A 22,905-nucleotide genomic window follows, 5' to 3' on the forward strand; every position below is an offset into this window, starting at 1 on the left:
CGTCCCCGCCCCGCGCCAGGCACCGCCGGCCTGGGGCCCGCAGCCCTACCAACCGCCCCGAACCGCGGCTGCGCCGCTGGTCGGCCTGACCCCGCGCCCGTCCCCGCGCCCCTCGCCCTACCCGGCCTGGCACCCCATGCCGCTGCCCCCCGGCCCGACCTCGCACCCGGTGTGGCAGCCGGGCTCCGCCCAGCCGCCGAGCCAGCCGCCAACCCCGCCACCCCCGGCGCTGCCGCCCGCCCCCAAGCCGCCCGCCGCCAGCCTGCCCGCCGCCAGCCCGCCCGTCACGAACCCGCCCGTCACGAACTCGCCTGCCACGGACCTGTCCGCCGGCGAGCCGCCCGTCACGGGTCTGGCCGCTGGTGACCCGCCTGCCACGGACGCGCCTGCCACGGATGCGCCTGCCACGAACTCGCCTGCCACGGACCTGTCCGCCGGCGAGCCGCCCGTCACGGGTCTGGCCGCTGGTGACCCGCCTGCCACGGACGCGCCTGCCACGGATGCGCCTGCCACGAACTCGCCTGCCACGGACCTGTCCGCCGGCGAGCCGCCCGTCACGGGTCTGGCCGCTGGTGACCCGCCTGCCACGGACGCGCCTGCCACGGATGCGCCTGCCACGAACTCGCCTGCCACGGACCTGTCCGCCGGCGAGCCGCCCGTCCCGGGTCTGGCCGCTGGTGACCCGCCTGCCACGGACGCGCCTGCCACGGACGCGCCTGCCACGGACGCGGCTGCCACGGACGCGCCTGCCGCGGATCTGTCCGCCGGCGAACCGCCCGCCATCGTCGCGCTGCCCACGGAGCTCGTCGGCGATGCGGGTGGGGCGCCGTCCTCGGCGACCTACCCGGCCGAGGCGGCGGCGGCGAACGGGCACGCCGCGGGAGAGGGACCGACGCCCGTCGACCCGATGCAGGCCACGCTGTTCGACCTCCCCCACCAGGAGGCTCTGTTCGAGATCCCGACGCCCAGGCGGCCAGCCCGGTAGGCCTGCGCTACGGGGTCCCGCACGGCGGCCGCGAAACCGGGGCAGCCAGTCCCGTCGCCGCGGCCGCCGTGCTCCGAGGCGGTCAGCCGCTCGGCGGCGAGAACCGGCTCAGTACCGACATGATCTGGCCCCACACGCCGGGCAGCAGTAGCACGCCCGCGACCGTGAACACCGGCACCACCAGCAGGCGCTCGACGTTCCCGCCCGTGCGGAAGCGCAGCCACCTCGGCGGGCGCAGCTCGTACCAGGTCTCGCCGGCGATCGGGATCGGCCACAGGAACGGGCACCCGGACTTGGTCACCGCGTCGCCGAGGCAGTGTGCGACGCAGCCGATCGTGATCGCGGCCCCCACCCAGCCGGTGGACGCGGTCAGCGCGTCGTCCAGACCGCCGAAGTACGCGGTGAAGCCGGCCGCTGTCACCGCCACCACCAGCAGCCAGTCGCCGAGCACGTCGGCGGCCAGGAGCAGGCCGAACGCGATGATCCCGCCCACCGTCCAGCCGCCGCCCAGCTCGGAGAGCCCGGCGGCGAGCCAGCCGAGGAACACCGCGAACGCCACCGTGTGCGTCAGGTGCCGGTGCGTGCCCCGGCACCGCTCGTCGCGCGGGCCCTTGGTCAGCGAGTACAGCCCGCGCGAACAGGCCCGCAGCACCGTGGAGAGCAGCCGGGTGACCGGGCCGAGGAACCGGGACGCCGTGGCGTGCGGGTGGTCCAGGTCCGGCAGCAGCGCGTAGCCCGCCGCCGCCGTGGCGAACGGGATCACCTCCGGCAGCGTGTGCAGCCCGACCATCGGAGCGGCGACCAGGCCGGCGCACCAGCCGGTCAGCGCGTGGCTGTGACCCATCATCGTCGGCTCCCCCCGGGACACGGCACCGAAGATGATCTTACCGAGCACGGGCCGGCGAACCGGTGCGCCACGCCGCGGCTCGACGGACCGGCGGCCGGGTGGCAGGATCCGAGCGTGGCCGAACCTCCTTTCCAGCCAAGGACATCCGCGCGCCGCTGGCTCGCCTGCGCGGTGGCGGTGACGGCGGTCACCGGGGTGGGCGTGCTGGCCGGCTCGACCAGCGCGACCTCCGAGTCCGCCGCGCGGCGGCTGAGCATCGAGACCGCGTCCGCGCTCGACGCCAACCTGGTGAGCGGGGGCGACGTGCTCCTGCGGGTCCGCGCCCGCGGCGGGGTCGGTCCCGACCTGCGGGTCCGCGCGAACGGCCGGGACGTCACCTCGCGGTTCACCGCCCAGCCGGACGGGTCGCTGCTCGGGCTGGTCACCGGCCTGCGCGAGGGCAGCAACACCGTGATCGCGCGGTCCGGCCTGGCGCTGACCATGCTGTCGGTCACCAACCGCGACCGCACCGGCCCGGTGTTCTCCGGCCCGCAGCAGCGGCCGTTCTTCTGTGAGACCACTGCCTTCGGCCTCGAGCCGGCCGAGCAGCCCGACTGTGCCGCGCCGACCACGGTGGCCTACCGCTACCGCACGACGGGCGGGGAGTTCCGCCCGCTGGCGGACCCGGCGGACCGCCCGGCCGACCTGGCGACGGCCACGGTCGACGGGCGCACCGTGCCCTACGTGATCCGGCTCGAGACCGGCACGATCAACCGCGCCGTCTACGAGACGGCGGCCCTGTACGGCGCCGATCCCTCCGCCACGGCCCCCGGTTTCGAGCCCGGCTGGAACGGCAAGCTCGTCTACACCTTCGGCGGCGGCTGCAACGGCGGGCACCACCAGGGCGCGGTGACCGGCTGGGTGCTCAACGACCTGTTCCTGTCCCGCGGCTACGGGGTCGCCTCGTCCACCCTGAACGTGCTGGACAACAACTGCGGTCCGGTCCTCTCGGCCGAGACCGCGATGATGGTCAAGGAGCGGTTCGCCGAGGTCTACGGCCCGATCATGCACACCATCGGGTGGGGCGGCTCCGGTGGCGGCATCCAGCAGTACGACATCGCCGACGCCTACCCCGGGATCCTGGACGGCATCGTCCCCGGCGTCTCCTACCCCGACCCGCTGACCGTGACGAAGTCGGTGACCGACTGCGGGCTGCTGAACGCCTTCTTCGCCGGGCAGGGAGCCTCGTTCACCGAGGAGCAGCGCCGGGCGGTGTCCGGCTACGGCAGCTACAGCACGTGTCGGTCCTGGGAGGCGACGTTCCTCAACCGCAGCACGCCCACCGGCAGCTGCCCGCCGGCGATCCCGGTGGAGGCGCGCTGGGACATGACGACCAACCCGCGCGGGGTCCGGTGCTCGGCCGCCGAGCAGTGGGTCAACCAGCTCGGCCGGGATCCCCGGACGGGGTTCGTCCGCTCGGTCCTGGACAACACGGGCGTGCAGTACGGGCTGGCGGCGCTGGAGTCCGGCGCGATCTCCGCCGAGCAGTTCGTCGCCCTCAACGCGGGCGTCGGCGGGTACAACATCCTCGGCGCGCGGGTCGGGCACCGCACGGCTGCCGACCGCAGGGCGCTGGCCGCGGCCTACCGCAGCGACCTGTTGAACACGGCCGGCCAGGGCCTGCGCGACACGCCGATCATCGACCAGCGCACGTACCTCGACCGGGCGGGGCAGGTCGCCGACATCCACACCGCGGAGATGTCGTTCGTGATGCGCGAGCGGCTGCGCGCGTCCAACGGCACGGCCGCGAACCAGGTCGTCATCATCAACGCGCCCAGCCACCAGCCGCAGGCCCTGGCCTACGAGCTGGACGCGATGGACCGCTGGCTCACCGCGATCCGCGCCGACCCCTCCGACCGCGACCGGGCCGCGAAGGTCGTGGCCAACCGCCCGGCCGATCTCGGCGACGGCTGCTACCTGCCCTCGGGGGAGCGGGTGCGCGAGCCGCTCGAGCACCCCGGCACGGGTCGGTGCGCCCAGCTGTACCCGTTGTCGACGAACCCGCGGGTCGCCGCCGGCGAGGACCTCGCGATGACCAGGCTCGCCTGCCGGCTGCGCCCGATCTCCTTCGACGACTACCCGGTCCGGTTCACCGCCGCGCAGCGCGACCAGCTGCGCCGCGCCTTCCCCAGCGGGGTGTGTGACTACGGCCGGCCGGGCGTCGAGCAGACCCGGCCGGCCGGTACGTGGCAGCGTTACTGAGCGGGCTGCTCCACCGCGTCTGAGAGATGCCGCCCGGTCCCGCGAAACCGGGACCGGGCGGCCAGGAGATCCGACGTACCTGCCTCAGAAGGGGCGGTTGCCGGTCGAGATCCGGTCGCGCACCTCCTCCTGGAGCCGCGAGGGCGGTGTGCGGGCCGCGGACCGCGACGCCGGTCCACTCTCGACCGGGCCGTCCACCGGGTACACCCGCGACTCGCCGGGCAGCGGGACGCCGGGGCAGGTCGCGTTGCCCGGGCGGGAGTTGCGCAGCAGGAACACGTTCACCATGCCGTCCACGCACGGGTTCTCCTCGAACGCGTACTGGCCGTGGTAGGCGGCGTCGTCGACGGAGACCATGCTGACCCCCGGCGCGGCGCGCACCGCCGCGCGGGCCTGCTCGTACCCGGTCTGCGGGTCGAGCTCGCCCTGGATCACGAGCACGTTCCCGGCGACCCGCCGCGGCAGGGTCGGCAGGGCCTGGCGCGGGGCGTCGGACCAGTAGCCGCACGGCTCACCGAGGCCGTAGGCCCACCCGAACAGGGGGTAGCGCGGCCCCTGCCGGTCGCTCAGCCTCCTGTACCAGGCCGCCGAGCGCGTGACCTGGTCCCCGCAGGCGACGGCGTACCGGGTGCCGCTCACCAGCAGGTAGTCGTCCTCGTCCAGCGCTGCGGCGACCCGCCGCACGGTCAGCTCCGACATCGGCACCCCGAACGTCTCGCGTGCCATGGTGTCCAGCCGCCCCGACACCGCCGAGGAGGACGCGGGCGGCGGCTGTTCACCGTTCATCTCCTGAGCGGCGAGCGTGAACAGCAGCGCGCCGAAGACCCACCTGATCTGGCTGCCCATCCCGGTGAACACGCTGTCGTAGGTGTCCGGCGCGACGCCGACGGTCGGGACGTAGGCACGCGCCCGCTCCCACGTGCTGGCCGCCTCCTGCGGGGTGGCGCCGACGATCTCCGGGAACTGCCGGCTCATCCAGGGCAGGAACATGTCCTCGAAGTGTCGCTGGTTGATCATCGGCCAGTCCTCGAACGCCGCCTGCAGCCTGCCCTGCCAGTTGACGCTGGAGTCCAGGACCAGCTTGCCGGCGCTGTCGGGGAACAGCGAGGCGTACTTCGCCCCGAGCCAGGTCCCGTAGGAGTAGCCGAGGTAGTTCAGCGTCGTGTCGCCGAGCAGCCGCCGGACGAGCTCCATGTCGTGCGCGGTCTGCCAGGTGGTGACGTAGGGCGTGAGCGCCTCGCTCTGGCAGGCCTCGGCGTAGGCCCTGGGCGCCTTGCGGTGCTCGGCGATGCTGTCCCGGGACCGGTCACGCGCGTCCAGGTCGGTCCACGTCGAGAGCCGGTCCTTCGGCACCTCGCACGCGAAACCCGGCAGGTCGGCGTTGCCCTCCTGCCCGGTGCCGCGCGGGTCCATCCCGATGATGTCGTAGCGCTGGGCGACCGACGGCTGGAACGCGGCGACCGCGGGGGCGAGCGAGGTGCCCTGCACACCCGGTCCGCCCGGATTGACCAGGAGTGCGCCGAGGCGCTCGCCGGTCGCCGCCACCCTGCTGATGGAGACCCGCAGCTCGGCGCCGGGCCGTGCCCAGTCCCGGGGGACGGTGACGAGCGCGCACTCGGCGGGAGGCGCGGACTCCACGGGCTCGAACTGGCACGGGCCCCACACCAGCTGCTGGTTGTCGTAGGTGTCGAACGGGTCGACGGCCGCTCCCGCCGGCACCGCGACTCCGGTGAGCAGGACGGCCGCGGTCAACGTGCCCCCGATGAGACGGCGCACGGTTCTCCTCTCGGTTCAGGTCAGGACCTCCCGATCCCACCAGTGCCGGGGTGACCGGAGCCATCGGCCGAAAGTACGATCTGGATTTCCGTTGGCGTGCAAGCGATTCCACTCGGCAATAGGCTTCGATCATGGCTACCCCGACGGTGGTCGGAGCACCCGAGGCGACACCGACGCGGCGCGGGGTGTTCGCGGCCGAGGTCGCCGTGCTGGTCGCGGCGTCGGTACTGGACGCCGTGCTGGCGCTCGGTGACGGTCGCCCGACCGGTATCGGTGCGACGCTGCTGGTCAGCGTCGTGCCCTACGCGGGGACGGCGATGGCCATCCTTGCCGTGTTGCGCCGCCGCTTCCCGCACCGGATCGGCTGGCTCGGGGCGGCGGTCGTCGGCCTCTCCGTACTGGACACCGGGGCCAGTGCGGTCGCGGAGCTCGTCGGGATCGGACAGCTGAGCCAGCCGGTGGTCGCCGAGGTGCTCGCGGTCGTCCTGCTGGTCGGTGCCGGTGTCCGGCGCCTGCCACGGGGACGGGCGGTCACGCTCGCGCTCCTCGCGGGTGCGGCGGTCGTCGCCGCGCCGGTCGTGCGCTTCGGCGTCGGCTCGCCCGCGGCGCTGCTCGCGGCGCCGGCCGCGTTGCTGTGGGGTGTCGCCCTGGCGGTCGGGCTGGTCCTGCGCGACGCTGACAGCCGCCACCGCGCGGAGCTGCGCCGGGTGCGCACGGGAGAACGGCTCCAGCTGGCGCGGGAGCTGCACGACCTGGTGACCCACTACATCAGCGGCATCGTCGTGCGGGCGCAGGCCGCGCGGTCGCTGCACGGGAACCCCGCGGCGCCCGAGCAGGACCCGGCCGAGGTCTACGGGGAGATCGAGCGCGCGGGCGCCGACGCGCTGGCCGCGATGCGCACCCTCGTGGGCATGCTGCGCCGCGACGAGAACATCCTCCCGCCGCCCGGCTCCGGGCTGGGCGACGTCGTGCGCGCCGCCGCCGCCGGCCGCGCCGCCGTGCGGGTTGCCGAGGAGCTGGAGACGCTGCGGGTGCCGCCCGAACTGGCTGCCACCGTGCACCGGGTCGTGCTGGAGTCGGTGACCAACGCGGTCCGGCACGGTCCACAGGAGACGAAGGTCCGGGTCGAGGTTCGGGTCGAGCAGGACGACCTCGTGCTCGACGTCAGCAACGACACCGGGCGGTCGGCCGGGCCGGCGAGCCCGCCGGGCTACGGCATCACCGGCATGACCGAGCGCGTCACGGCGCTGGGCGGGACGCTTGCCGCCGGGCCGAATTCCGGCGGGCGGTGGCACACCACCGCCAGACTGCCGCTGGGGCCGGAGAACGCGCCGTTCCAGAACCTGCCGAGGGGTGTCTGATGTCGATCCGAGTGCTGGTCGCCGACGACCAGGCCCTGGTGCGGACGGGGTTCCGGCTCATCCTGGACGCCGAGCCGGGGATCGAGGTGATCAGCGAAGCCACCGACGGGGAGTCCGCGGTGCGGCTGGCCCGGGCCCTGCGGCCGGACGTGACCCTGATGGACGTGCGGATGCCGGGGCTGGACGGTCTGCGCGCGACCGAGCTGCTCGCCGGTCCGGACGTCGCCGACCCGCTCCGCGTGGTCGTCGTGACCACCTACGACATCGACGAGAACGTCTACGCCGCGCTCCTCGCCGGGGCCTGCGGGTTCCTCCTCAAGGACGCCGGTCCGCGACTGCTGGTCGAGGCCGTGCTCGCGGCCGCGAAGGGGGAGGCCATGGTCTCGCCGTCGGTGACCGTGCGCCTGCTGGCCCACTTCGCGCGGGCCGGCCGGCGCGACCGCGGGCGGGTGGACGTGCCGCTGACCGCGCGTGAGCTCGACGTCGTGCTGGCCGTCGCCCGCGGCCGGACCAATGCCGAGATCGCCGCCGGGCTGCACATCTCCCTGTCCACGGTGAAGTCACACCTGGCGAGCGTGCAGGCCAAGCTGGAAGCCCGCAACCGCACCGAGATCGCTGTCTGGGCCTGGCAGCGCGGCCTGGTCAGCTGAGGTCGGCCCGCACGACGACGGTTCTGGTCACGATGTCGCCGACCCGTTGGTGCCGGGGGGTGAGCGCGATGAACACCGCGCCGACCAGACCCATCAGCAGCCCGTCGACGGCGAACAGCAGCGAGCGCAGCAGCAGGTCGCCGAGCGAGGGCGGGTTGCCCCGCACCGTCTGGATCCGCAGCCCCAGCCAGCCCATGGCCGGGGTGGCGCCGCCGGAGCGCAGCGGCGCCACCACCTCGACCCAGACCGTGGCGGCGAGCGCCCCGACGACGAAACCGCCCACGGGCAACCAGAAGAACAGCATGGGCGGTGCGCCCGAGACGATCAGCGGGATCGCGGCCCGGACGCAGAGCGCGGCGGCGACCAGCGCGGCCATGAAGACGATCAGGCGGTCCAGCACGTACTGCAGGAACCGCCGCAGCACAACCTGCGTCCCCGGGTCCGCGATCGCCGCCACACCAACGGATCATGCCAACCCGCCGGGCAGACCGCGCGTCGGGCGGGCGCCTCAGCCCCCGGGAAACGCGTAGGAAAGCGTGTACCTGACCACGCCTTCCTCGGTCGTGGTGACCGTGCCGGTGCCGGTCACGCCGACCAGCTCGCCGGTCCCCGTCCCCTCGACGATGCGCCAGTCCACGTCGACCGGCCCGGTGGGCAGCCGCGTGCCGGCGCCCTCGGTGACGAACGTGCCCGGCCTGCCGCCGAGGCTGCCGACCACCCTCGCCATCACCCGGAACGGCCCGGAGTCGGGGGTGAGCCGCTGGAGGTAGGCGTGGTAGCCGGTGCCCTCCATCCCGCCCGTGTAGTGGAACTCGGTGAGCGTGTACAGCAGCTCGGTTCCGCCGGGGTCCGGTGGGCCGAGCGGGTGGTCGGCGTAGCTCACCACCTCGACGGTGCCCTCGGCGAAGCCGGTGTGGGTCGCGGTCACGGGTGTCACCCTCTCGTGTCGGGCTCGCGGAACCGGGACGGGGACGAGAAACCCCTTTCCTGGCGGCCGAGCGGTGTCAGATCGAGGTAGTTGAAGGTGCCGTTGAGCAGGTCGGTACCCCGCGCGTAGGTCGAGTAGGTGTGGAAGACGCGCCCGCCGTCGCGCAGGAACACGCTCAGCCCGTGCCAGTCGGTGCCCTCGAGGATCCAGCCGAGGCCGGCCTCCTCGAGCTCCTCGGCACTGCGGTAGTTGTACTCCACGGGAGCGACGGCCGGGTCCAGCGACACGTGGAAGTCGTAGTTGAAGTCGCTGCCGTGCGAGGAGTGCCAGGGGAAGGTCCAGCCCATGCGCTCCTTGACGGCCGTGATCTCGGCCAGCGGTGCCCGGGACACCGCGGTGAACGAGGTGTCCCGGTCGTGCAGGTGGGCGAGGTGCCCGATGTTGTCGGACAGGAACGTGCACCCCGGGCAGACGTGGTCGGCTCCTGGCGGGAGCATGAAGTGGTAGACGATGAGCTGGCGCCGGCCCTCGAACAGGTCGAGCAGCGTGCACCGCCCGGCGGGCCCCTCGAAGACGTACTCCTTGTCCAGCTCCACCATCGGCAGCTCGCGCCGCTCGGCGGCCACCCGGTCCCGCTCCTGGCTCAACCGCTTCTCGCTTTCGAGCAGCGCCTTCCGCGCGACCAGCCACTCCTCGCGCGAGGTGATCCTCGGCAGCTCCACAGCCGTTCCTCCTCCTGCTCAGGCCTGGTTGCTCACCGGCTCCTCCGCCGGCGTCTCCATCCTGGCCCGAGGTGCCGGCCGCAGCAGCGTGACCGCCACCGCGACGGCCACCGCGGCGAAGACGACGACCGCGCCGAAGCCGGCCCCCAGCCCCTCGGTCAGCGCGGCGCGCGGGGTGTCACCGCTCGCGAACGCGGTGCTGACCGAGGTCACCACCGCGACCCCGAGCGCCCCGCCGATCTGGAACGCGGCCGTGTTGATGCCGGAGGCGAGCCCGGACTCCCGGGGCGGGACGGTGCTCAGCGCGGCGATCGAGGACGCGACGAAGCACGCGCCGAGGCCGGGACCGAAGACCACCAGTGCGAGGAACAGGTCGCCCCAGTAGGTTCCCCGCTCGGACACCCCGGTCAGCAGCAGCGCGCCGACGCCGACCAGGACCAGCCCGCCGACCGCCACCGCCCGGACCCCGACCCTGCCCACGACGGACTGGGCGAGCGCGGAGCCTCCGATGTTGACCAGGGTCATCGGCAGGAAGCCGAGTCCGAACGCGACGGCCGAGTAGCCGAGCACCTGTTGGCCGTAGAGCGAGGCGCCGAGCGCCACGCCGAAGGCCGAGGCGCCCAGCAGCAGCATGACGAGGTTGCCGCCGACCATCCCGCGGGCCCGGAAGACGTGCAGCGGCACCAGCGGGGCCGGCGCACGCCGCTCCACGACGACGAACACCGCGAGCAGGGCGACCGCGGCGGCGAGCAGCCCGAGCGTGGTCGTGGCGGTCCAGCCGGCCCGGGGCGCCTCGACGACGGCGAGGACCGCGGCCACCAGGGCGGCCGTGATCGTCACGGCTCCCACCGGGTCGAGCCCGCGCCGGTCGCCCTCGGCCCGGCTCTCCCGCAGCAGCAGCGGGGACAGGGCGAACAGCGCGGCGGCGACCGGGATGTTGATGAAGAAGATCCACGGCCAGCCGAGGAAGTCGGTGATCGGACCGCCGATCAGCAGCGCGGCGCTGGCCCCGAACCCCATCGTGCCCGACCAGACGGCGAGCGCCTTGTTCCGCTCGGCCGGTATCTGGAACGTGGTCATCAGGATCGACAGTGCGCTGGGCGCCATCACCGCGGCGGAGACACCCTGCACCACCCGGGCGGCGATGAGCACGGCCGGCGCCCAGGCGAGCCCGCAGAGCAGGGAGCTCACCAGGAACAGCAGCGTGCCGGCCATGAACACCCGGCGCCGGCCGAGCAGGTCGGCGCAGCGGCCACCGAGCAGCAGCAGCCCGCCGAAGCTGACCAGGTAGCCGCTGAGCACCCACTGCGCGCCCGGGCCGCTCATGCCCAGGTTCTCCTGCATGGACGGCAGGGCGAGCGTGACGATCTGCGAGTCGAGCGTGATGAAGAAACTGGCGACGCACAGCAGGGACAGGGCCTTCCAGCGTCGGGGATCGGGGGTCATGTCAGCTCCACTCTCGGCCGATAGGTGTCCAACCACAGGGCGATGTCCAACGCCCGTTCCAGCGACGAGCGGGCGGCGTAGGTGGTCTGCGGGTCCGGCTCCCGCACCTTCGCCTCGAGCCAGTCGTAGCTGACCAGCTCGAAGACCGGGTGCTCCGGCGCGGCGAGCAGGTCCTTCGCGTTGGCGCGCAGCGCGGCCGCGTAGCCGGGGTCCTGAGTGGACGGGTAGGGCGCCTTGGCCCGCTCCAGGACCGACCGGGGCAGCATGCTCCCGGTGGCGGCCCGCAGCAGGCTCTTCTCCCGCCCGTCGAAGGTCTTGAGCGCCCACGGTGCGTTGTAGACGTACTCGACGAGCCGGTGGTCGCAGAACGGCACCCGGACCTCGAGCCCGGTCGCCATGCTCGTGCGGTCCTTGCGGTCGAGCAGCACCCGCACCCACCGCGTCAGGTGCAGGTGGCTGATCCGGCGCTGCCGCCACTCGAGCTCGCTCTCCCCGTCCAGCCGCTCGATCTCGGCGACCGCCGTGGCGTAGCTGTCGCGGAGGTAGCCGTCGAGGTCGAGGACCTTGCGCGCGTCGTGGGTGAGGACCTCGGTGTCCTCGCCGAAGTACTCGCCCCAGCGCACCAGCCAGGGGAACATCTCCGCCTGCCGGACGGCCGGGTCGAAGTACCAGAGGTAACCGCCGAACACCTCGTCCGCGGACTCCCCGGACAGCGCGACCGTCGAGTGCTTCCGGATCTCGCGGAACAGCAGGTACAGCGAGGTGTCCAGGTCGCCGTTGCCACCCGGCATGTCCCGGGCGCGCAGGACCTCGGCGCGGACGGCCGGGTCGGCGTGGTCGGCGGCCCCGAGCACGATGTCCTGGTGCTCCGACCCCACGTGGCGGGCCACCTCGTGGGCGAACGGCGTGTCGGCCTGGGGGCGGACGGCGTCCTCGACGAAGTCCTCGGTGCGCCCCTCGAAGTCGACCGAGAAGCTGCGGACGGTCTCCCCCCGCTCGCCGAGCTGGGCCGCGGCGACGGCGGTCAGTGCCGAGGAGTCCAGGCCGCCGGAGAGCAGCGTGCACCGGGGCACGTCGGAGACCAGCTGGCGGCGCACGATGTCCTCGAACAGGTCCCGCACCCGCGCGACCGTGGTGTCCTGGTCGTCGGTGTGCGGCCGGGTGCGCAGCCGCCAGTAGGTCCGTTCGCGGATCCCGGCCGGGTCCACCATGACCACCGTGCCCGGCTTCACCTCGTGCATGCCCCGCCAGAACGCGTCGCCGGGGGTCTTGACGAAGGCGAACAGCTCACGCAGGCCCTCGGCCCCGACGACCCGGTCGGCGAGCGGGTTGGCCAGGATCGCCTTGGGCTCGGACCCGAACAACACCCCGTCGGGGGTGGGGTAGTAGTAGAGGGGTTTGACCCCCAGCCGGTCGCGGACCATCACCAGCGTGCGGGTCCGCGCGTCCCACACGGCCAGGGCGAACATGCCGTTGAGCCGCTCCGCGACGGCCGGCCCCCATTCGAGGTAGCCGTGCAGCACGACCTCGGTGTCCGAGCGCGTGTGGAAGCGGTGGCCCCGGCCGCGCAGCTCCTCACGGAGCTCGGTGAAGTTGTACGCCTCGCCCGAGTACACCAGCGTGACCGCGCCCCGGGGGGTGTCCACGGTCATCGGCTGCCGCCCGCCGGGCAGGTCGATGACGGCGAGCCTGCGGTGCCCGAGCGCGGCGTGCCGGTCCACCCAGGTGCCGCGTTCGTCCGGGCCCCGCCTGGCCATCGAGTCGGTCATCTCGTCCAGGACTGCGGTCTCCCCGCGAAGATCGCGGCCGAAGGAGACCCAACCGGTGATCCCACACATCTCGCACCTCCCCATGGGCTCGTGGAAAACAGGACGCGAGTCCACGGTGGCGCAGGGGGTGGTCCACGGCATCTTCCAGAATGCGGTGGTCAACACCGGAACCGGTGAGAGCGGCGCGACTCAGCAGTGCCGGTAGAAGTGGCCGGGCTCCCCGGCCGGCACGAGCGCCCGGTCACGGAGGATCGTGGCCGGGCCGTCGCCGGCGCAGGCCTGCGCGGGCTCGGGCCAGTCGTCGGTGTACTCGATGTCGATCACCCGTCCGCCGTAGGCCTCGCGGTAGGCGTCGCACTCGTCCCAGCGGCGGCACTCCTCGACCACGGCGAAGTCGAAGCCGGCCTCGTCACGGCCGCGCACGCCGAGGTCGGCGGTGTTCTTCTGGCCGACCGACAGCCCGCTGTCGTGGGCGATACGGATCAACGCCGTGGCCAGGGCCAGGTTGTCCGCCATCGTGAGGGCACCGCCGGAGCGGAGGTAGGAGTCCAGGTTGTCCAGCTCGACCGCGTCGAAGCCGGCCCTGGCGCACCCCCGCACGGTCTCCCCGACGACCTCGGCGATCCGGTCCCGCCGCTGCGCCGTCGAGGTGTCCAGGAGCAGCTCGTCCGGCCAGTTCTCGTCCGCGACCGGGTCGCCGGCCGGGTCGTGCAGGACCAGCTCGGGGCGGTGGGCGAGCCAGTCCGCACGCTCGCCCGGCTGGGTCTGGAACCCGTTCACGTAGCAGACGTTGAACAGCCCCGGCGCGGGGTCGGCCGCCGCGTCCCGGACCACGACCGCGGTCCCCTCCGGAGGCGGGTAGGCACCGCCCAGCTGGTAGTCGAACGCCGGGTCCTCGGGGAACGCGGGGTGGGTGGGGTCGGTGCCGGCCGGGCCGGCGCAGGCGGTCAGGACGAGGAGCGCGGCCGGCGCCGCCCGTCGTACCGCCGTCCACACCCGCATGACCTGAGCTGGCCTTTCCTTCGCCGTCCGACAGGGGCCAGCCTAGGCCGCGTCCCTCAGGACTCACGGTCGCGGTCTTCGCGCCGCCCTCCGGCCGGGCGCGAGGAGTCAGCGGGTGGCTCCGGCGGGGCCTGAGTCGTACGCTATGGGAGCGCTCCCAAATATCTCCGGATTCCCCCTGCTTCCGAGGAGTTGGAAATGCAGCGACAACGCAGTCGCCTTGCCGGCGTGGTGGTCGGCGCCGCACTCGCCCTGCCCCTGCTCGGGGCCGGTTCGACAGCGGCGGAACCCGAGGCCGCGCCGGCCCGGGACGTCCCGCTCGAGCAGGTCCGGGTCGCCACCACCCAGGTCGCCTCCGGCCTGCGGCGCCCGACCACCGTCGTTGGCCTGGCCGACGGCCGGCTGCTCGTCACCGAGAAGCAGGGGACCGTCCGGTCCTACCACCCCACCAGCGGGCTGGCCGCCGACCCGGTACTGGACCTCCGCGACCGGGTGGACAGCTCGGACAACGAGCGCGGGCTGCTCGGCATCACGCCGGCGCCGGACTTCGCCCAGACGTCGCTGGTGTACGTGGCGTACACCAGCCTGCCCGACGGGGCGCTGACGCTGTCCCGGGTCAGGCTGGGTGACCCGGGCAGCGAGCAGATCGTGCTCACCCAGGAGCACGCCGAGTACGGCAACCACAACGGCGGGCACATCACCTTCGGCCCGGACGGCTACCTGTACTGGGTGCTCGGTGACGGCGGCGGCTTCGGCGACCCGTTCGGCAGCGGGCAGAACCTGGGCACCCTGCTCGGCAAGATCCTGCGCCTGGACGTCAACCGGTCCTGCGAGTCCCGCCCCTACTGCGTGCCAGCGGACAACCCCTACGTCGGGGTCTCCGGAGCCCGACCCGAGATCTGGGTGTCCGGTGTGCGCAACGCCTGGCGGTTCTCCTTCGACCACGCGGACGGTTCACTGTGGATCGGGGACGTCGGCCAGGGCACGCGCGAGGAGGTCGACCACCTCGGGCCCGAGGACGGCGGAGCGAACCTCGGCTGGTCCTGCCGCGAGGGGACGACCGTGTTCCGCCCCGAGCGCTGCGACCCGGAGGTCGAGTACACCGACCCGGTGTTCGAGTACCAGTCCTCCGCGCAGGGCTGCTCGGTGATCGGCGGCCACGTGTACCGCGGTCAGCAGTTCGCCGACCTGGTCGAAGGCACCTACGTGGCGACCGACTACTGCTCGAGCACGGCGTGGGCGATCCGGGCCGACGGCGACGGCACGTACACGACCGGCACGATCGGTGAGTTCCCCACCCAGGTGACGTCGTTCGGTGAGGACGCGAACGGGGAGCTGTACGTGGTCAACGACCTGCCCGGCGGGCTGCACAGGGTGTCCTTCGAGCAGGTCGCGGCGCCGGAGCCGGTCCGGGTCATGCCGCTGGGCGACTCGATCACCGGCTCGCCGGGGTGCTGGCGCGCTCTGCTGTGGGACCAGCTGCGGGTCAACGGTGTCACCGGCGTGGACTTCGTGGGCACCCAGGCACCGCAGGGCTGCGGCTTTCCCTATGACGGCGAGCACGAGGGGCACGGCGGCGCGCTGGTGACCACCGTGGCCCAGCAGAACCAGCTACCGCCCTGGCTCGATGCCGCGGACCCGGACGTCGTCCTGATGCACTTCGGCACCAACGACGTCTGGAGCAACCGGCCGACCGCGACGATCCTCGCCGCGTACCGGACGCTCGTGGACCAGATGCGGGCGCACAACCCCGACATCGCGGTGCTGGTCGCGCAGATCATCCCGATGAACCCGAGCGGCTGCGCCGAGTGCGCGGCCCGCGTGGTCGACCTCGACGCGGCGATCCCGGCGTGGGCGGAGTCGGTCAGCACCGAACGGTCCCCGGTGGTCGTGGTCGACCAGTGGACCGGCTTCTCGACCCAGAGCGACACCTACGACGGCGTCCACCCCAACGCCTCGGGCGACCAGAAGATCGCCTCCCGCTGGTACCCCGCGCTCGTCGCGGCCCTGGGGTCCTGACGGTCGGCACCCTGCCGCGGCTCACCCCTCGCGGCAGGGTGCCCTGGCCCTAGCTGTACCTAGCAGCTGGCGGTGATCGTCGCGCTCTCGACGGTGAGCGAGGCGACGGCGGGCTGGTAGCCGGGGGCGATGGTGGTGAACGTCGCGCGGGTGGACGCGGTCTTCGTCAGGCCGGTGGCGCCGTAGACGCACGACTCGTACACCGCCGCCTCGGCCCTGCTGGAGTTGGCCTGGCTGATGGTGCCCCGCATCCCCGCCACGGTGCCGTTCTGCAGCATGATGGTGGTGTCGACACCGAGGCCAGCCACCCTGGCGGGATTCCCGTTGGGCTCGCGGCAGTCGATCCTCGCCATGGTCAGGATGATCCCGGAGTTGTAGAGGACATCGGGTGGGAACGCGGTCCCGGTGCAGATGATGTACTGCGGGCCCGTGGCCCACGACTCCCTGGTGAGCAGGATCTGGCCCTCTGGCGCCGCCGTCGCCGTCGCGGGAACGGCGACGATGGCGAGCGCGGTGAGGACGACGGTCGCGAGGACTTTTCCGAAGGTGCGTGAACGAGCCCTGGTTCTCATGGAACCCCTCCCAGTCGGCGTGCGCGTCAGCGTCCCGCCACCGCCGTGTCGCGGTCAACGTGACAAGTGATGAAAGCCGCGCCGTCACCAGGGATCCGCGCCCGCGTGTTCACGCTAGGGGACAAGACCGTTCAGGTATCTCTCCACAGTGGAGTAACCATCCGCGCCGATGTCGTCGGAGTCGTCCGGGTCGTCGGGGTCCAGCCCGTTCGCCCGCTCCCACGCGTCCGGCATGCCGTCGCGGTCGTCGTCGGCGGGCGGGGTGCCGCCGGCGAGGGTTCCGAAGCCGCCGACCGCGGCGGGGTCGGTGATGATCGCACCGGTGCCGGCGGCCACGTCGGCGGTCACCCGCCGGTCGATCGCGTCGCGGCGCAGCGACGCCCCGGCGGTGGCGAGCACGCCCCGGTAGGCCTGGGCGGCGGGTGCCGCCGGTGCGGCCGGGAAGGCGAACGGCGCCGGTTCGACCACGACCTCGCCGAGGTCGGCGGTGGTCACCGGAACCCCGTCGAGGACGCCGTCGCGGTTCGCGTCGTGGTGGTTGTCCTCGGCGAAGATGTGGAAGTTGAGGTTCCCCCGGGTGAACGGACCGCCCGAGCCGGTCGACAGCCCCTTGACGAAGTAGTTGCCCACCACGTTCGCGTCGCTGCGCCCGGCCGAGTCGCCTTCGATGTAGGCGTCGGACCCCCAGTTGTAGACCACGTTGTTGACGAACTGGTTGCGCACCTTGACCTTGGGGTTACGGGTCTTGTTGTGCGCGTAGAGGGTGCGGTAGATCGTCACCCCGTCGCTCTGCACGAGCCCGCCGCAGGAGTGGGGGTCCAGGCCCTCGGAGATGATCGAGTGCTGCACCGTGATGCCGGTGCTGTTGTTGATCGAGAAGTTCTCGTCACGTCCCCACGACACCGAGACGTGGTCGAAGATCTGGTCGCGTCCCTCGTTGATCGTCACCCCGTCACGGTTCTGGTTCGGCGTCAGGCCGTGCCGGAAGCGCAGGTACCGGATGACGACGTTGCTCGCGTTGGAGGTCGAGACCTGGTAGCCGCGGGTGGCGACCCCGTCCCCCGGCGCGGTCTGGCCGGCGATCGTGATGTCGCTGGCGACGCCCAGCGGGGACCGCAGGTCGATGTACCCGCCGACGTCGAAGACGACGATCCGCGGACCCGTGCTCACGGCGTCGCGCAGCGAGCCGGGACCGGAGTCGTCGAGGTTCGTCACGTGGTACACCTCGCCGCCGCGCCCGCCGGTGGCGTGCGCGCCGAACCCGACGGCGCCGGGGAAGGCGGGCGCCGCCGCGGCGGCGGGTGTCGCGAGGACCGGCGCCGGGCCGACGAGGCCGGTGCAGACGACGAGCGCGGCCGCGTATACCAGACCTCGTCCCATGGCGGTCCTTTCGCCGATCCGGACGTTTCCCGTAGGCCAACCAGATGCAGCGTAATTACGCGCGGGTGCACGATTCCGGCAACCATGTGAAGGATTCCGTTCCCCAGACCCGCTCCCGTTGATGGTTTGACACCGACACCGTTCCGGCTTTAGCTTGCGGTAAGCGCTTTCCTATTCGCAACGCGCCTCGAATCTCAAGAGGACTGTCCATTGTCCGTGCATTCCCACGGGAGGGTTTGCCATGTCCGAAAAAGCTCGACCACGCCGGCCGGTTCGGCCCGCTGGCTCGATGCTCGCCGTGCTCACCGCGGTCGGTGCGGTGGTGTTCGGGTCGTTCGTCGCGGCACCGGTCACCGGTGCCGACCCTGTGCCGGCTCCTCGGCCCATGGCCGACGAGCTCGTCGGCTGGGCGACTGTCAACGAGTGGGGGCAGAACGGCACGACGGGCGGTGCCGGTGGCCAGACGGTCGACGTCGACACCCCCGCCGAGTTCCTGTCCGCGATCGCGAACACCAGCCCGCTCGTGATCCGGGTCAACGGCATGCTCTCGCTGCCCGGGCCGATGCACGACGTGACCTCCAACAAGACGATCGTCGGCGTCGGCAGCGGCTCGGGGATCACCGGCGGCGGACTCAACATCGGCCTGCCGCTGTCCGACGACATCACCTCGCCGCCGGCGAACGCGGTGAAGAACGTGATCATCCGCAACATGAACTTCAACGACTGGGAGGACGACGCGATCAACGTGCAGATGTTCTCCCACCACGTCTGGATCGACCACAACCGGTGGACCACCGGCGGCGACGGCGGCGTGGACATCAAGCGCGGCTCGTCCTACATCACCGTGTCCTGGAACCACGCCGACGGCACCGACAAGAACATGCTGCTCGGGCACGACGACGACAACGCGGCACAGGACGTCGGCCGGCTCCGGGTCACCTACCACCACAACTTCTTCGACGGCACCAGCCAGCGCAACCCCCGCGTGCGCTTCGGCGACCCGGTTCACGTGTACAACAACTACTACCTCGACACCGACGACTACGGCGTCGCGTCCACAGAGAACGCCGGCGTTCTCGTGGAGGGCAACCACTTCGAGAACGTCGAGGACCCGTACCACCTCGGCGAGGGCGACTCCGGCAACGGCCGCCTGGTCGCGCGGAACAACTGCTTCGTCAACTCCGAGCAGGGCGAGACCGGCGGCAGCGTCGGGAACCCGCCGTACGCCTACACGCTCGACCCCGCGTGCGACGTGAAGTCGATCGTCCAGGCCGGGGCCGGCACCGGGAAGGTGAGCCAGCAGCCCGGGCCCGACCCGACCGATCCCTCGGCCGAGGGCCTGGTCGGGTGGGCCACCCAGGCCGGTGGGACCACCGGCGGCGAGGGCGGGCAGGTCGTCGACGTGGACACCGAGAGCGAGTTCCTCGACGTCGTGGAGAGCGACACCCGACAGGTCATCCGGGTCACCGGGACGATCGGGATCGACGGCATGGTCGAGGTCGGCTCGAACAAGACGATCGTCGGCGTCGGCGCCAACTCCGGGTTCTCCGGCGGCGGACTGACCGTGGAGAACGGGGTCAGCAACGTCATCATCCAGAACCTCAACTTCCGCGGCTCCGACGACGACGGGGTCAACGTGGAGGAGGAGGCGCACCACGTGTGGATCGACCACAACGACATCTCCGGCACCTCCGACGGCACGATCGACATCAAGCGCGCCGCCGACTACATCACGGTGTCCTGGAACCACACGCACGGCCAGACCAAGGACATGCTCCTGGGTCACTCCGACGGCAACGGCAGTCAGGACCGCGGCCACCTGCGGGTCACCTACCACCACAACTGGTACGACGGCACGGCCGAACGCCACCCGCGCGTCCGGTTCGGCAACCCCGTGCACGTGTTCAACAACTACGTCGCGAACGCCGACTACGGTGTCGCCTCCACTGTGGAGGCAGGAGTTCTCGTCGAGAACAACTACTTCGAGAACGTGACGAGGCCGCTCGCGGTCGGCGTGTTCGAGTCGGACCCCGGCAGCCTCGTGCACCGGGGCAACGTGTTCGTCAACTCCGGCGCGCCCGAGCAGGCGGGCACGGTGAACTCCATCCCCTACGCCTACTCGCTCGACCCCGGCGCGGACGTGAAGTCCGTCGTCATGGCGGGCGCGGGCACCGGGAAGATCTGAGCGAACGCCGAGCGCGGCGGACCGGCCCGGCCGGTCACGCCGCGCTCCCGCGCGCGAGTGGGACGTACCCGTCCTCGCGTAGGGTCGGGTCCCGTGCTGCGGATCTACTTCCAGGACGCCGACCTGTCCCGGGTCCGGGTGGTCAGGGCACCGGACCCGTTGTGGGAGACCGTTCTCGGGCTGTACCGGCTCGGCGCCGACCCGGCCGACGTTCCCGTGTTCGCGGGCTGGCAACGGCGGGCACGGGCCGCGGTGCACGAGCACGGGCTGCGCGGGGCCGTGGGCATGCTGCGCGACCTGGTGCCCAGGGTCGGGTACTTCCCGGACTTCCTCACCCCGGCCGAGGCCCGCGACGGGCTCTCCGCGGGGCTCGCCGCCGTCCGGGACACGCCGGGGGAGCGGCTGGCGCGGGACATCGGCTACGCGGGCCGGTCCCGCCGGCTGCCGTCCTGGGCCCACCGGCTCGCCGGCGGTGACCGCCTGGTGCTCGAGGACCTGGCGGAGGCCATGGACCTCGTCCACGGTGCGCTGGTCCGCCCGGTGTGGGACGAGGTGGAGGCGGCGGTCGGCGTCGAGCGCTCGCTGCGCGGCGCGGCCCTGCTCGACGGCGGTGTGGAAGCCATGCTCGCCTCGATGCGGCCGGTGCTGCGCTGGGACCGGCCCGTCCTGTCCGCCGACTACCCGATCCCGCTCGAGGTGCACCTCGGCGGCCGAGGGCTGCTGCTGATCCCGTCCTACTTCTGCTGGGGCAAGCCGGTCGCGCTGGTCGACCCGGCCCTGCCGCCGGTCCTGGTCTACCCGGTCGAGCACCCGCCGAGCTGGGTGGACGGGGTCAGCGCGGGCCGCCGCGGCGCGCTGGAGGCGCTGCTCGGCCGAACCAGGGCGGCCGTGCTCGCCGCACTGGTCGGCACGGCCACCTCGACCGAGCTGGCGGCGCGGCTGGGTATCTCGACCGCCTCCGCCAGCGAGCACGTCGGGGTGCTGCGGGACGCCGGGCTGGTCGCCAGCCAGCGGGCCGGCCGGACCGTGCGGCACACGCTGACGCCGCTCGCGGTCGCGGTGCTGGCCGGCCAGCACCGGACCTTTCGGGCTTGACCGAATGGTCTCGCCGGAGACGGCCGGCCCGGTCACCCTTCTTGGGCGTGGGAAGAAACTCACCAACCACGAAGGGACTGATCGGTATGCGCCGATGGCGATGGCGTAACCCGCTGGCCGTGTCCACGATCGCCGCCGTGCCAGCCGTCCTGCTCACCGTGCTCGCGCCGGAGGCGTCGGCCCGCCCGAACTTCCAGGCGCCGTTCCCCTGCGGCACGGCCATCCGGGCCGAGTCGTTCGGCCACGCGCCGGCACTGGACATCTTCCGCAACCCCACGAGCGCGACCGAGGGCGCGCAGCTGGTGGCGCCCGCGCCGGGGGTGGTGAACCAGTCCTACAGCAACCCCGCCGGCGCCGGGAACATCATCCAGATCGACCACGGCGGCGGGTGGTTCACCACCTACATCCACCTGCAGTCGCGGGCGGTCGGCGTCGGCCACCGGGTGGTCCGGGGGACCACGATCGGGCGCGTCGGGCACACCGGCGAGACCTCGAACGGCGTGCCGCACCTGCACTTCGAGATGGCCGTGGACCGCAACGGGGACGGCCAGGCCGAGTGGGGCTATGCGAACAACGAGCGGACAACGCCGGTGTTCAACGGGGTCACCTACGGCCAGAGCAACTCGCAGACCTGGCAGATCACCAGCCGCAACTGCGGGACCGCGGTCGACGAGTTCGGCGTGTTCCGGCCGTCCACCGGCGACTGGTTCGCCCCCGGCCGCACGATCGCGTCCAACTGGGGCGAACCGGGTGACCTGCCGTTCGCGGCCGACCTCAACCGGGACGGCTACGACGAGATCGGCGTGTTCCGGCCCTCGGCCGGCACCTGGCACACCCCCGGCCGCGTCGTCTACTCGAACTGGGGCGAGCCGGGTGACCTGCCGGTGACCGGCGACTGGGACGGCAACGGCATCACCGACGTCGCCGTGTTCCGTCCGTCCGCGAAGACCTGGTTCGCGCGGGGCCGCGTGCTCGCCGAGAACTGGGGCGAGCCGGGCGACCGGCCGGTGGCCGGCGACTGGAACGGGGACGGCGCCGACGAGATCGGCGTGTTCCGGCCCTCGACCGGCAACTGGCACATCCCGGGCCGGGTCCTGCTGTCCAACTGGGGCGAGCCGGGTGACCGGCCGTTCGTCGGCGACTGGAACGCCGACGGCCGGGACGAGCCCGCCGTGTTCCGCCCGTCCACCAAGACCTGGCACCGCGTCGGCGTGATCATGCAGAGCAACTGGGGCGAGGCCGGCGACCTCCCCGTCGCCGGCAACCTGTCCTGACCCACCGCCACTGGGGGCGGCGACCCGGTAGGAGTCCACGTCGGACGCCTACCGGGTCGTCGCGTCACGCCTCCTGCCAGGCCTGGACGCCGAGCTGCCCCGTGGTGCCGAGGTCGATGTGCACGCCGCCGGCGTCGGCTGCCGGGACCGACCGCCAGGGTCCGTCCGGGGTCGCCGCGGCCTCGAGGTGGACGGCGGTCACGGCGTCCACCGTGGTGTCGGTGACGAGGTTGCGCCAGAGCAGCCCCGCACGGGCCTTCTCGCCGGGCCGCAGGGTCATGGGTGTCGGCGGGGCGTCGAAGCCGGGCACGGCGGCGATCGACGCCGAACCCCGGGCGAGCGTCACCGGCAGCGGCCGGCGCCCCTCGTCGAGCAGGCGCACGCTCGGATAGCCGTTCACCGGGTAGGGAGCGGAGCCGCAGTTGGTCATCTCGACGGTGAGCACCCGAACCCCCATCGCGGCGTCCGTGCCGGCGACCGAGAACACGACGCCCTCCGGCCAGCAGGTGACCACCGGCGGCGCCGGCGGCGTGCTCGGGCCGAGCGTGGCCGGCAGCGCCACCTCGCGCACGCCACACCCGGCGAGCACGGCCGACGTCAGGACCGCCAGGACCACCCGTCGCATCCGGCGAGCGTAGCAAGCGGCTATTGAC

18 protein-coding genes and 1 pseudogene are annotated in these 22,905 nt (G+C 72.7%); 8 read left to right on the plus strand and 11 right to left on the minus strand.

The genetic code is table 11. The features are described from left to right. Positions 1-985, plus strand: a pseudogene (locus BU204_RS41145) (hypothetical protein); the annotation flags it as partial. 82 nt (positions 986-1,067) lie between these two features. Here the strand turns inward: BU204_RS41145 and BU204_RS08605 are convergent. After that, a complete protein-coding gene (locus tag BU204_RS08605) occupies positions 1,068-1,832 on the minus strand; it encodes a metal-dependent hydrolase (protein ID WP_075125181.1) in 765 nt (254 codons plus the stop codon). A 114-nt stretch (positions 1,833-1,946) separates the two neighbouring features. On the opposite strand from BU204_RS08605, the gene BU204_RS08610 reads away from it, so the two are divergent. After that, entirely contained in the window at positions 1,947-4,073 is a 2,127-nt protein-coding gene (locus tag BU204_RS08610) for a DUF6351 family protein (RefSeq protein ID WP_143229381.1), read from the plus strand. Positions 4,074-4,157: 84 nt separating this feature from the next. Here the strand turns inward: BU204_RS08610 and BU204_RS08615 are convergent, their stop codons facing one another. Then, positions 4,158-5,849 (minus strand): alpha/beta fold hydrolase, encoded by a 1,692-nt coding sequence (locus tag BU204_RS08615; RefSeq protein ID WP_075125060.1) that lies wholly within the window; start codon positions 5,847-5,849, stop codon positions 4,158-4,160. 131 nt (positions 5,850-5,980) lie between these two features. Here BU204_RS08615 and BU204_RS08620 point away from each other — a divergent pair, with 131 nt between their 5' ends. Both BU204_RS08620 and BU204_RS08625 read left to right on the plus strand, forming a co-directional pair. After that, positions 5,981-7,210 carry a sensor histidine kinase gene (locus tag BU204_RS08620; RefSeq protein ID WP_083661130.1) on the plus strand — a complete coding sequence of 410 codons (1,230 nt, stop codon included), beginning with the start codon at positions 5,981-5,983 and terminating at the stop codon, positions 7,208-7,210. Next, entirely contained in the window at positions 7,210-7,860 is a 651-nt protein-coding gene (locus tag BU204_RS08625) for a response regulator (RefSeq protein WP_075125061.1), read from the plus strand. The genes BU204_RS08620 and BU204_RS08625 overlap by 1 nt, the downstream gene beginning before the upstream one ends. On the opposite strand, the gene BU204_RS08630 is transcribed toward BU204_RS08625, so the two are convergent. The 6 genes from BU204_RS08630 to BU204_RS08655 all read right to left on the minus strand — a co-directional run bounded on the left by BU204_RS08630 (position 7,853) and on the right by BU204_RS08655 (position 13,727). Beyond that, entirely contained in the window at positions 7,853-8,317 is a 465-nt protein-coding gene (locus BU204_RS08630; protein ID WP_083661131.1) for an RDD family protein, read from the minus strand. The genes BU204_RS08625 and BU204_RS08630 overlap by 8 nt on opposite strands. Positions 8,318-8,368: 51 nt before the next feature. Continuing rightward, entirely contained in the window at positions 8,369-8,788 is a 420-nt protein-coding gene (locus BU204_RS08635; RefSeq protein WP_158073420.1) for a DUF3224 domain-containing protein, read from the minus strand. Positions 8,789-8,793: 5 nt separating this feature from the next. Next, positions 8,794-9,510: a DUF899 domain-containing protein gene (locus BU204_RS08640; RefSeq protein WP_075125063.1), complete on the minus strand. Its 717-nt coding sequence runs from the start codon at positions 9,508-9,510 to the stop codon at positions 8,794-8,796. A gap of 18 nt (positions 9,511-9,528) precedes the next feature. Continuing rightward, on the minus strand, positions 9,529-10,956 hold the full coding sequence (locus BU204_RS08645) for an MFS transporter (RefSeq protein WP_075125064.1): 1,428 nt from the start codon (positions 10,954-10,956) through the stop codon (positions 9,529-9,531). Next, positions 10,953-12,794 carry an asparagine synthase (glutamine-hydrolyzing) gene (gene asnB / locus BU204_RS08650; RefSeq protein WP_075125065.1) on the minus strand — a complete coding sequence of 614 codons (1,842 nt, stop codon included), beginning with the start codon at positions 12,792-12,794 and terminating at the stop codon, positions 10,953-10,955. The genes BU204_RS08645 and asnB overlap by 4 nt, the downstream gene beginning before the upstream one ends. Positions 12,795-12,914: 120 nt before the next feature. Then, positions 12,915-13,727: an endo alpha-1,4 polygalactosaminidase gene (locus BU204_RS08655; protein ID WP_075125066.1), complete on the minus strand. Its 813-nt coding sequence runs from the start codon at positions 13,725-13,727 to the stop codon at positions 12,915-12,917. 198 nt (positions 13,728-13,925) lie between these two features. On the opposite strand from BU204_RS08655, the gene BU204_RS08660 reads away from it, so the two are divergent. After that, a complete protein-coding gene (locus BU204_RS08660) occupies positions 13,926-15,746 on the plus strand; it encodes a PQQ-dependent sugar dehydrogenase (RefSeq protein WP_075125067.1) in 1,821 nt (606 codons plus the stop codon). Between the two features lie 59 nt (positions 15,747-15,805). Here the strand turns inward: BU204_RS08660 and BU204_RS08665 are convergent, their stop codons facing one another. Next, positions 15,806-16,318, minus strand: coding sequence for a hypothetical protein (locus BU204_RS08665; RefSeq protein WP_075125068.1), 513 nt, complete (start codon positions 16,316-16,318; stop codon positions 15,806-15,808). Positions 16,319-16,432: 114 nt separating this feature from the next. Then, positions 16,433-17,698 (minus strand): pectate lyase family protein, encoded by a 1,266-nt coding sequence (locus BU204_RS08670; RefSeq protein WP_075125069.1) that lies wholly within the window; start codon positions 17,696-17,698, stop codon positions 16,433-16,435. 241 nt (positions 17,699-17,939) lie between these two features. Between BU204_RS08670 and BU204_RS38970 the strand changes: the two genes are divergently transcribed. The 3 genes from BU204_RS38970 (at position 17,940) to BU204_RS08685 (ending at position 22,252) form a co-directional block, all read left to right on the plus strand. Continuing rightward, a complete protein-coding gene (locus tag BU204_RS38970) occupies positions 17,940-19,883 on the plus strand; it encodes a pectate lyase family protein (RefSeq protein WP_143229382.1) in 1,944 nt (647 codons plus the stop codon). Between the two features lie 93 nt (positions 19,884-19,976). Continuing rightward, positions 19,977-20,978 (plus strand): ArsR/SmtB family transcription factor, encoded by a 1,002-nt coding sequence (locus BU204_RS08680; protein WP_075125071.1) that lies wholly within the window; start codon positions 19,977-19,979, stop codon positions 20,976-20,978. Positions 20,979-21,064: 86 nt separating this feature from the next. Beyond that, the gene (locus tag BU204_RS08685) at positions 21,065-22,252 is read left to right on the plus strand and encodes a murein hydrolase activator EnvC family protein (protein WP_083661132.1); all 1,188 of its coding nucleotides are present in this window, start codon (positions 21,065-21,067) and stop codon (positions 22,250-22,252) included. Between the two features lie 64 nt (positions 22,253-22,316). Here BU204_RS08685 and BU204_RS39950 read toward each other — a convergent pair whose 3' ends face one another. After that, positions 22,317-22,877 carry a DUF4232 domain-containing protein gene (locus BU204_RS39950; protein WP_075125073.1) on the minus strand — a complete coding sequence of 187 codons (561 nt, stop codon included), beginning with the start codon at positions 22,875-22,877 and terminating at the stop codon, positions 22,317-22,319. Positions 22,878-22,905: the final 28 nt, after the last annotated feature.

This window comes from Actinophytocola xanthii (genome assembly GCF_001921205.1).
Classification (GTDB): Bacteria; Actinomycetota; Actinomycetes; order Mycobacteriales; family Pseudonocardiaceae; genus Actinophytocola; species Actinophytocola xanthii.

Excerpts from the sequence above, each read along its gene's own strand:
- BU204_RS08670 (WP_075125069.1), bottom strand. The coding sequence starts at position 17,698 with ATGGGACGAGGTCTGGTATACGCGGCCGCGCTCGTCGTCTGCACCGGC.
- BU204_RS08645 (WP_075125064.1), bottom strand. The coding sequence starts at position 10,956 with ATGACCCCCGATCCCCGACGCTGGAAGGCCCTGTCCCTGCTGTGCGTC.
- asnB (WP_075125065.1), bottom strand. The coding sequence starts at position 12,794 with ATGTGTGGGATCACCGGTTGGGTCTCCTTCGGCCGCGATCTTCGCGGG.
- BU204_RS38970 (WP_143229382.1), top strand. The coding sequence starts at position 17,940 with ATGTCCGAAAAAGCTCGACCACGCCGGCCGGTTCGGCCCGCTGGCTCG.
- BU204_RS08660 (WP_075125067.1), top strand. The coding sequence starts at position 13,926 with ATGCAGCGACAACGCAGTCGCCTTGCCGGCGTGGTGGTCGGCGCCGCA.
- BU204_RS08685 (WP_083661132.1), top strand. The coding sequence starts at position 21,065 with ATGCGCCGATGGCGATGGCGTAACCCGCTGGCCGTGTCCACGATCGCC.
- BU204_RS08655 (WP_075125066.1), bottom strand. The coding sequence starts at position 13,727 with ATGCGGGTGTGGACGGCGGTACGACGGGCGGCGCCGGCCGCGCTCCTC.
- BU204_RS08625 (WP_075125061.1), top strand. The coding sequence starts at position 7,210 with ATGTCGATCCGAGTGCTGGTCGCCGACGACCAGGCCCTGGTGCGGACG.
- BU204_RS39950 (WP_075125073.1), bottom strand. The coding sequence starts at position 22,877 with ATGCGACGGGTGGTCCTGGCGGTCCTGACGTCGGCCGTGCTCGCCGGG.
- BU204_RS08620 (WP_083661130.1), top strand. The coding sequence starts at position 5,981 with ATGGCTACCCCGACGGTGGTCGGAGCACCCGAGGCGACACCGACGCGG.
- BU204_RS08605 (WP_075125181.1), bottom strand. The coding sequence starts at position 1,832 with ATGATGGGTCACAGCCACGCGCTGACCGGCTGGTGCGCCGGCCTGGTC.
- BU204_RS08665 (WP_075125068.1), bottom strand. The coding sequence starts at position 16,318 with ATGAGAACCAGGGCTCGTTCACGCACCTTCGGAAAAGTCCTCGCGACC.